The organism is Trinickia dabaoshanensis (assembly GCF_002879885.1).
Classification (GTDB): domain Bacteria; phylum Pseudomonadota; class Gammaproteobacteria; order Burkholderiales; family Burkholderiaceae; genus Trinickia; species Trinickia dabaoshanensis.
This window is the reverse complement of the sequence record NZ_PNYA01000044.1, coordinates 39,103-45,728: the sequence shown is the minus strand read 5'-3', so window position 1 is coordinate 45,728 and position 6,626 is coordinate 39,103. Positions and strand designations below refer to the sequence as shown.

9 protein-coding genes are annotated in these 6,626 nt (G+C 59.9%); 8 read left to right on the top strand and 1 reads right to left on the bottom strand.

Going from position 1 to position 6,626, the window contains the following annotated elements; genetic code table 11:
* The first annotated feature begins 482 nt into the window (after window positions 1-482).
* The 8 genes from C0Z18_RS31365 to C0Z18_RS31325 all read left to right on the top strand — a co-directional run bounded on the left by C0Z18_RS31365 (window position 483) and on the right by C0Z18_RS31325 (window position 5,171).
* A complete protein-coding gene (locus C0Z18_RS31365) occupies window positions 483-1,274 on the top strand; it encodes a peptidoglycan DD-metalloendopeptidase family protein (RefSeq protein WP_233217571.1) in 792 nt (263 codons plus the stop codon).
* A gap of 281 nt (window positions 1,275-1,555) precedes the next feature.
* A complete protein-coding gene (locus C0Z18_RS31360) occupies window positions 1,556-1,759 on the top strand; it encodes a cold-shock protein (protein WP_102649347.1) in 204 nt (67 codons plus the stop codon).
* 158 nt (window positions 1,760-1,917) lie between these two features.
* The gene (locus C0Z18_RS31355; RefSeq protein WP_102649346.1) at window positions 1,918-2,142 is read left to right on the top strand and encodes a hypothetical protein; all 225 of its coding nucleotides are present in this window, start codon (window positions 1,918-1,920) and stop codon (window positions 2,140-2,142) included.
* Between the two features lie 157 nt (window positions 2,143-2,299).
* Complete coding sequence (locus tag C0Z18_RS31350; RefSeq protein ID WP_102649345.1) at window positions 2,300-2,515, top strand: hypothetical protein; 216 nt, start codon at window positions 2,300-2,302, stop codon at window positions 2,513-2,515.
* Between the two features lie 431 nt (window positions 2,516-2,946).
* Window positions 2,947-3,126 carry a 30S ribosomal protein S21 gene (gene rpsU, locus C0Z18_RS31345; RefSeq protein ID WP_408647218.1) on the top strand — a complete coding sequence of 60 codons (180 nt, stop codon included), beginning with the start codon at window positions 2,947-2,949 and terminating at the stop codon, window positions 3,124-3,126.
* Between the two features lie 852 nt (window positions 3,127-3,978).
* Window positions 3,979-4,266, top strand: a complete 288-nt coding sequence (locus C0Z18_RS31335) for a hypothetical protein (RefSeq protein WP_102649342.1) — start codon at window positions 3,979-3,981, stop codon at window positions 4,264-4,266.
* Window positions 4,267-4,350: 84 nt separating this feature from the next.
* A complete protein-coding gene (locus C0Z18_RS31330; protein ID WP_102649352.1) occupies window positions 4,351-4,614 on the top strand; it encodes a hypothetical protein in 264 nt (87 codons plus the stop codon).
* A 44-nt stretch (window positions 4,615-4,658) separates the two neighbouring features.
* A complete protein-coding gene (locus C0Z18_RS31325; RefSeq protein WP_102649341.1) occupies window positions 4,659-5,171 on the top strand; it encodes a DUF1697 domain-containing protein in 513 nt (170 codons plus the stop codon).
* A 65-nt stretch (window positions 5,172-5,236) separates the two neighbouring features.
* On the opposite strand, the gene C0Z18_RS31320 is transcribed toward C0Z18_RS31325, so the two are convergent.
* Window positions 5,237-6,616 carry an FAD-containing oxidoreductase gene (locus tag C0Z18_RS31320; protein WP_102649340.1) on the bottom strand — a complete coding sequence of 460 codons (1,380 nt, stop codon included), beginning with the start codon at window positions 6,614-6,616 and terminating at the stop codon, window positions 5,237-5,239.
* Between the last annotated feature and the right edge of the window lie 10 nt (window positions 6,617-6,626).

Sequence of the window (6,626 nt, the reverse complement as noted above, 5' to 3'; positions counted from 1 at the left end):
TTCGAGCACTATAACGAGCATCATCCCCATAGCGCGCTGAAATACCGTTCGCCACGCGAATTCCGGCGCAGGACCGAATCATCAACTCAAGTGTGAGGCGGTGTCCGGAAGTACGGGGGCAAATCCAGTATCCATCGCATGCCATGCATTCCTGCATAAACATGGCTCATGTTTGGAATCGCTACAGGGCCACTCCTTCCTCCCAATCGATCGCCGCCGGGTCCCTTCCCGGTCTGTCTTTACCTGCCGATCCTTTTGTCCGTATGCCCCGATTTCCACTGCTTCCCGTCCAGCCGGATAAGTTCACGCTCGTTTTCCTCGTGTTTTTGATGGTCGTCACCACGGCCATTCTCGTCGGTCGTTTCGCGATGAAAAACGAACAAACGAGCACCGATTCGCCGAGTGACCTCGTGTCGGTTTCCCCCGTGCCCACCGCCCCGGCAAGCGGCGCCGCGGCGGCGCCCGAGAAGGCGACTCGGTACGTGGTCAAGACGATCGATGGAGAGGCTACTTTTGTCGACGCCGCAAGCCGCGCAGGCCTGGATGCAACGGCAACCTTTCGAGTCGCGCAAGCATTGCGCAACATGATCGATTTTCGCCGTGATTGGAAAGAAAAGAATCGGGTGGCCTTCGTGTTCGACACAAAAGGCGATAAGGCTTCCAGCGAAGACCAGGGGCGCCCCGGCATGCCCGCCGCGGTTCGCGTGGTGACCGACGCCGGTGAGCACGACATCTTTCTATACCGGAATCTGGCCGGCAAGGCGTTCTACTACACGAAGCGTGGGGACCGCGCACGCGGTGGCGGTTTCTTGCGTTACCCGCTGGATTTTCGTCGAATCTCGTCTCAGTTCTCGCAGCGTCGTTTCGATCCTGTACTGAAACGTTGGCAGCCCCACGACGGCGTCGATTTTGCCGCGCCCAGCGGTACGGCGGTCCATGCAACTGCAAACGGCGTCGTGACTTTTGCCGGCGTGCAGACGGGCTATGGCAACGTGATCGAGATTCGCAATCGTCCCCCGTACTCGACCTTGTTTGCGCATCTGTCGCGATTTGCCAAAGGCATACGGATTGGGACCAGAGTGAAGCGCAACGAAGTGATCGGCTATGTCGGCGCGACCGGTTGGGCAACCGGACCGCATCTGCATTACGAGGTCCAGGTAGACGACGTTCCGAAAAATCCGCTCACCGTTTCGCTACCGCCGGCCGAGCCGTTGCAAGGGCGCGATCTATCGCGCTTTGCCAGCCGCTCGGAGACACTCGAGGACCTGCTGTAGGTTTGCTCGGGCGCACAAATGACGACGCAGTGCCCTGCCTCGATGACGACGCCCGTCTGTGCAACTGGACGGGCCGGCGATTGCGACCACGCGGAACGGTTACAACTTAACTGTTGACGCTGCTCGCTCTCAGCGGTTACCGTACGCCCTGAAGTTCAAGAAGTTCGATTGCTGTTCATCAATTTGTCGCTCCTCAGCGGTATTCGTTGTCCTCTCCCTCCTTGATGCTTTACGTGCTCCGTAACAGAGCAAATTTTTCTATTTTTCATCAAGGATTCCTCATGGATACCGGTATCGTTAAGTGGTTCAACGACAGCAAAGGCTTTGGCTTCATCACCCCGGACAACGGCGGCGACGATCTATTCGCGCACTTCTCCGAAATCAGCGGCGACGGCTTCAAGACGCTCGCTGAGAATCAGAAGGTCAGCTTCGAAACGAAGCGAGGCCCGAAGGGGCTGCAAGCGGCCAACATCAAGCCGCTGTAACGTTTGACGGGCCCGGCCACCCTCGACGGACGCCGGGTTGCCGCAACACTCTCGCGGAGCTCTGTCTCCTGCAGTTCACGCGATCGACATCGCGTCGATAGGCGTGCCCGTGCACATTTCGCACGGCGTGCACGCACCCGAATATCATTAAAACTAAAATGCACAACAAACTCATTCAACACTACAACGGCTATGCCGTCCAAGCCTCGGCGCATCGTTTGCCCGATGGCAGCTTTTCCTCCAACTTGCTGCTCGAACGCAGCGACAGCGCGCGCGCCGAAGGCCGCTACCAGTTCTATTCGCTCGATTACTTCCCTAGCGAAGAGCAGGCGCTGCAGCACTCGGCATGTTGGGCACGCGACTGGGTCGATACGCGCGGCTAAAGCCGACGCACCAGCTCGGCTGACCGCGACCGCGACCGCGATTGCGATCGCGCGGCCGGCTGGATCACGGCCCCGTTGAACACCCTGACGTGGGCCACCATTCACGCGACGCGGGCGCAACGATCATGGTTGCGCGGCAACCGAGCAAGGAAAGACAGTGCACTTCAATTCGACGCGATTCTTCATCGACCCCACGCCCCGCAGGGCTGACGGCGAATACATGGCCCATGCCAGTATCAGCGCCAGCCGAGCAGACGGTGGCAAGCACGACGTTCACCTAAGCGGCGATCTTGCGGGCTTCGACGTGCGCGAAGACGCCGTGGCGTTCGCAAAAAAGTGGGCGCAGGAGTGGCTGGACGCACGCTTCGGATGACGGGACGGCTGCATCGGAAGGCCCGTGCCCATGTGCGCGGCAATCGACCGCGATGAGCATGGCTGGCCACGCTTTTCGTATCGATCGAGTGGCGCGCCGATCGGTCGAATTTACACGCCGTTGAGCGAGAAATGTCGTTACGCAGCAGAGCAGCGGGCGTATAGTGGCCGTTCGCGGGTCGCTTTGCTTCTCTCTCTCCGATCGCGAATTTGAACGATATCTCGCGCTACAGGAGATATCGTCCGCACCACGGAGCAACGATATCGGGCTCACGAAGAGCGCCGATCCTGTCTCTACCGCTCCGATCAGATGGCGTCCATCGCGACGGAACGCCGCAGCGAACCCCGTCCGCGAACGTCCGCACGATCGGCGGCGCAAACCCACCACTAGGAAGAAAATTGACTACTGTGACCCCCAAGTTGAACGAACCCATGGAAGTCGCGTTACGCCGCTTCCGCCGTTCGATCGAGAGCACCGGTTTGATCAAGGAACTGCGGGCCAGAACAGCCTACGAAACGCCGACTGCGAAACGCAAACGGAAAAAAGCTGCTGCTGTCTCCCGGCTCCGAAAACAGATCAAGCGGTCGTTGCCGCCGAGAAAGCAGTACTGAGTTGAAGTCCTTAGGGGATAAGCGGGCGGCTGCTGTGCTCTAGGAGCAGCCGCTGGCAGCGCTGCGGCTCGCGCGCGGCTTCACTTGGCCGCACACGTTTACGCGTGTCCCCAAATCGGGCGACCGGCGCCATCCGCGTCGATCAACTGTTCAGCGTAGGCCAAGCAGGCGCGCCTAGCGTCGCCGGTGTTCGAAAAAGGACGTGTGCCCGGTACGCGGAAAACACGGCTCCGCAAGCTGTCTATCCCGGCATCGGGTTCGCTGATACGAATCGACGCATCGAACCCTTCCTCGTAATTACGGCCGAACCCAGCTTGGGTTGCGCGATGCGGATACACGAGTAGCGATATATCGAGGCCTCGATAATGGCGAATGTTGCTCATCAGGTCACTCCTTTTGGCCGCGGCAAGCAGCCGGTTTTTTGATCGTTGCGTATGCTGCCGACAGCGATATCCGAAACGCCAGGCGAGCCGTATTGATGGATCGAAGCAGCCCTGCGGGACTTTCTTCGGTGCAAGAGCTGGAACTCGGGCGAGAACTTGATTTAGGCAGTTTCGCGCCGAACTCGCTACGGGGTTTTATGCGTCCATCGGCAAGTGCTGACAAGCCCGGCTGCCGCTGAACGCTCTCATCGGGGCCGCTTAGGTGCGGCGGAGGAAGAACGAGGTCGATAGCCCTCGTCGGTCATCTGAACGGAGATAGATGACGGTGCGGACAAGACCCGCTTTGCGAACTTCTTGAGCTACGTTACGCGTACCCGTAGCTTCGGTCAACGCAATTCGGAAAAATTCTGCGCCGCCCCGTGTTGCCCGTTCCAGGGTATAGTGAGCCACCCCCTGTGGAGTGACCACCATGTCGACACCCGCGTTTCTTCTCTACAAGGGGTATGAACTTCATCCTCTTGTTTTCGCCCGCATATTCAATCGCTTTGACGGACATTCCCGTTACGCCGAAGGGTATGACATCGCGGTGCGGATATGTCGCCCGGCCTCGGTAGCCGGCTCTCCCGCAAGCCGCGTTTTCCGGCTGGATCGGCCCGACGCATATTCCGATCTAGGCGTGGCGAGGCGTGCCGCCCGGCAACAGGGAAAAGACATCATCGACGGGAAAGTGAGCGGAGCTTCAGTCGTCGATATGTAAAAGCGCTGCGAGCGTGTGAAAGCCGTTGATCGGCTTTTCCTTTGCGCGCCCGTTTCACTGTCGTTTTTGCAAACGGAGCGTCTCATGTATCGAATGATCGAGTACCGCGGATTTGAAATACATGTCGAGCTTAGTCAGTCCGCGGCGGATCTCTACGACGTTACGTTTCAGATCAAGGGCGGCGACAATCTGCGTGTCGTCGGCGCGCGCGGAGGTAAGATTTTGCTGCACAACGGTCCTTATACACGCCGTTGGGCGTACCTCATCGCCGAAGCCGCCGGGCGAGCCGCGATCGATGTGCTTATTGGCGTCATCGTCGCGGACTCGGACGATGGCTCGATCGCGTAGTGGAAGTTGGGGCTTGGACCAAACCTACGTAGAAAGCGAAACAGATGACCTCATATGTTGCCCTACTGCGTGCCGTGAATGTCGGCGGGACGGGTAAGCTACCGATGACCGAGTTGAAGGCGATATGCGTTGCCGAGGGTTTCGAAAACGTTCGGACCTACATTGCCAGCGGCAATGTCGTGTTCTCGACAGGGCGATCCGAACTCGAAGTCAAGGTCGCGCTGGAGAAGCGCCTGGCCGCTTATGCCGGTAAGCCGGTCCGCGTGGCGGTACGCACCGCCAAAGAGATCAAAGAAGTGCTCCGCGCGAATCCGTTTCCCGACGCACCCCCGAACTGGACGGTCGCGATCTTTCTCGATTCGCCTCCGCCCGCCGATACCCTCGACTTGGTAAAGGGCAGACAAGACGAGGAAGTGCGCCTCGGTAAGCGTGAAATCTATGTGGCCTTTGGCGCCGGCATGGGTAGATCGAAGCTCAAGATTCCAATAGAGGCAGGAGGCACTGCCCGCAACATCAATACGATCGCGAAGCTCGCTGAACTGGCAGCCGCCATTTGAGCGGCGAACGCAAGCATGAGCAAGGACGCGTAACGCGTCCTTCTCGTGTCTCAGCCGTTCGAGCCCTAGCTTACCGGATGCAAATCTTGCAACAGTGTCGGCACCAATTCAGACACGGTCGGATGGATGTGCATCGCGCGACTGATCGTGCTGTACGGCGCCTTCGCATACATCACGTCGAGCAGCGAGTGAATCACTTCGTCGCCCGTGACGCCCAGGATCGACGCACCGAGTATCGTCCCGGACTCGGCATCGACGATGACTTTCATGAAGCCCTGGCTCTCGCCTTTTTCCACGGCTCGGCCGACGCGTGACATCGGTCGCGTGCCGACTAGGAGCTTGCGTCCCGATCGCATCGCTTCAGCTTGCGTCATGCCCGCGCGCGCGAGCGGCGGGTCGATGAACATGGCGTAGGCCGAGATGCGGTCCGAGACCTTGCGCGCTTCGTTGCCGAGAAGATTCCCCGCCACGATCTCATAGTCGTTGTACGACGTATGCGTGAATGCGCCTCGACCGTTGCAGTCGCCCAGGGCCCAAATATGCGGGACGTTGGTGCGCAGCGTTGCATCCACGTTGATATAGCCTCGCGCGTCGGTCTCGATGCCGGCTCGCTCGAGACCGAGATCGTCGGTGTTCGGCACGCGCCCGACGGCGAGCAGCAAGTGCGAGCCTGCGACCTCGCGGGCGCCGGCGGCGCAATCCAATCCGACCACCACGTTGCCCGCGTCACGCCGCGCACTGAGGCAGTTGGCATTGAGCTGAACGTCGATCCCCTCGCTTTCCAGTATCTCCCGGACTGCTTGCGACACGTCCTCGTCCTCGCGCGAGATTAGGCGCGGGCCTTTCTCCACGATCGTGACTCGCGAACCGAAGCGCCGGTACATCTGGCCGAATTCGAGCCCCACGTAGCTACCCCCTACGACAATCAAGTGCTCCGGAAGGAAGTCCACGTCCATCATGCTCGAGTTCGTGAGGTAGTCGATCTGGTCCAGACCCGGCATCGACGGGATCAACGCGCGGCCGCCGACGTTGATGAAGATTCGGTCGGCTTCCAGCAATTCATTGTCGACTCGCACCGTATGCGCGCTCTCGAAGCGGGCATGGCCGCGGTAGACGGTGGCGTTTTCCAGGCCGCGGACCCACTGTTCCACACCATGGCTGGAATTCGCCGAAATCCGGTCTTTCCGTGCTTTGACCTGCTTCATGTCGACCGTGACCGGCCCGCCCACCCGCACGCCGAACTCATCGGCGCGCCGCGCGAGATGGGCCGCATAAGCGCTGGCAATCAACGTCTTCGTGGGGATGCAACCGGTATTCACGCATGTGCCGCCAAACCGCGCTCGCTCGACTATCGCGATCTTCATTCCGGCGCCGGACAACCGTGCCGCCAGAGGTGGGCCTGCTTGCCCGGTGCCGATGATGACTGCATCGAATCGTCGCGTCATGGCGTTCTCC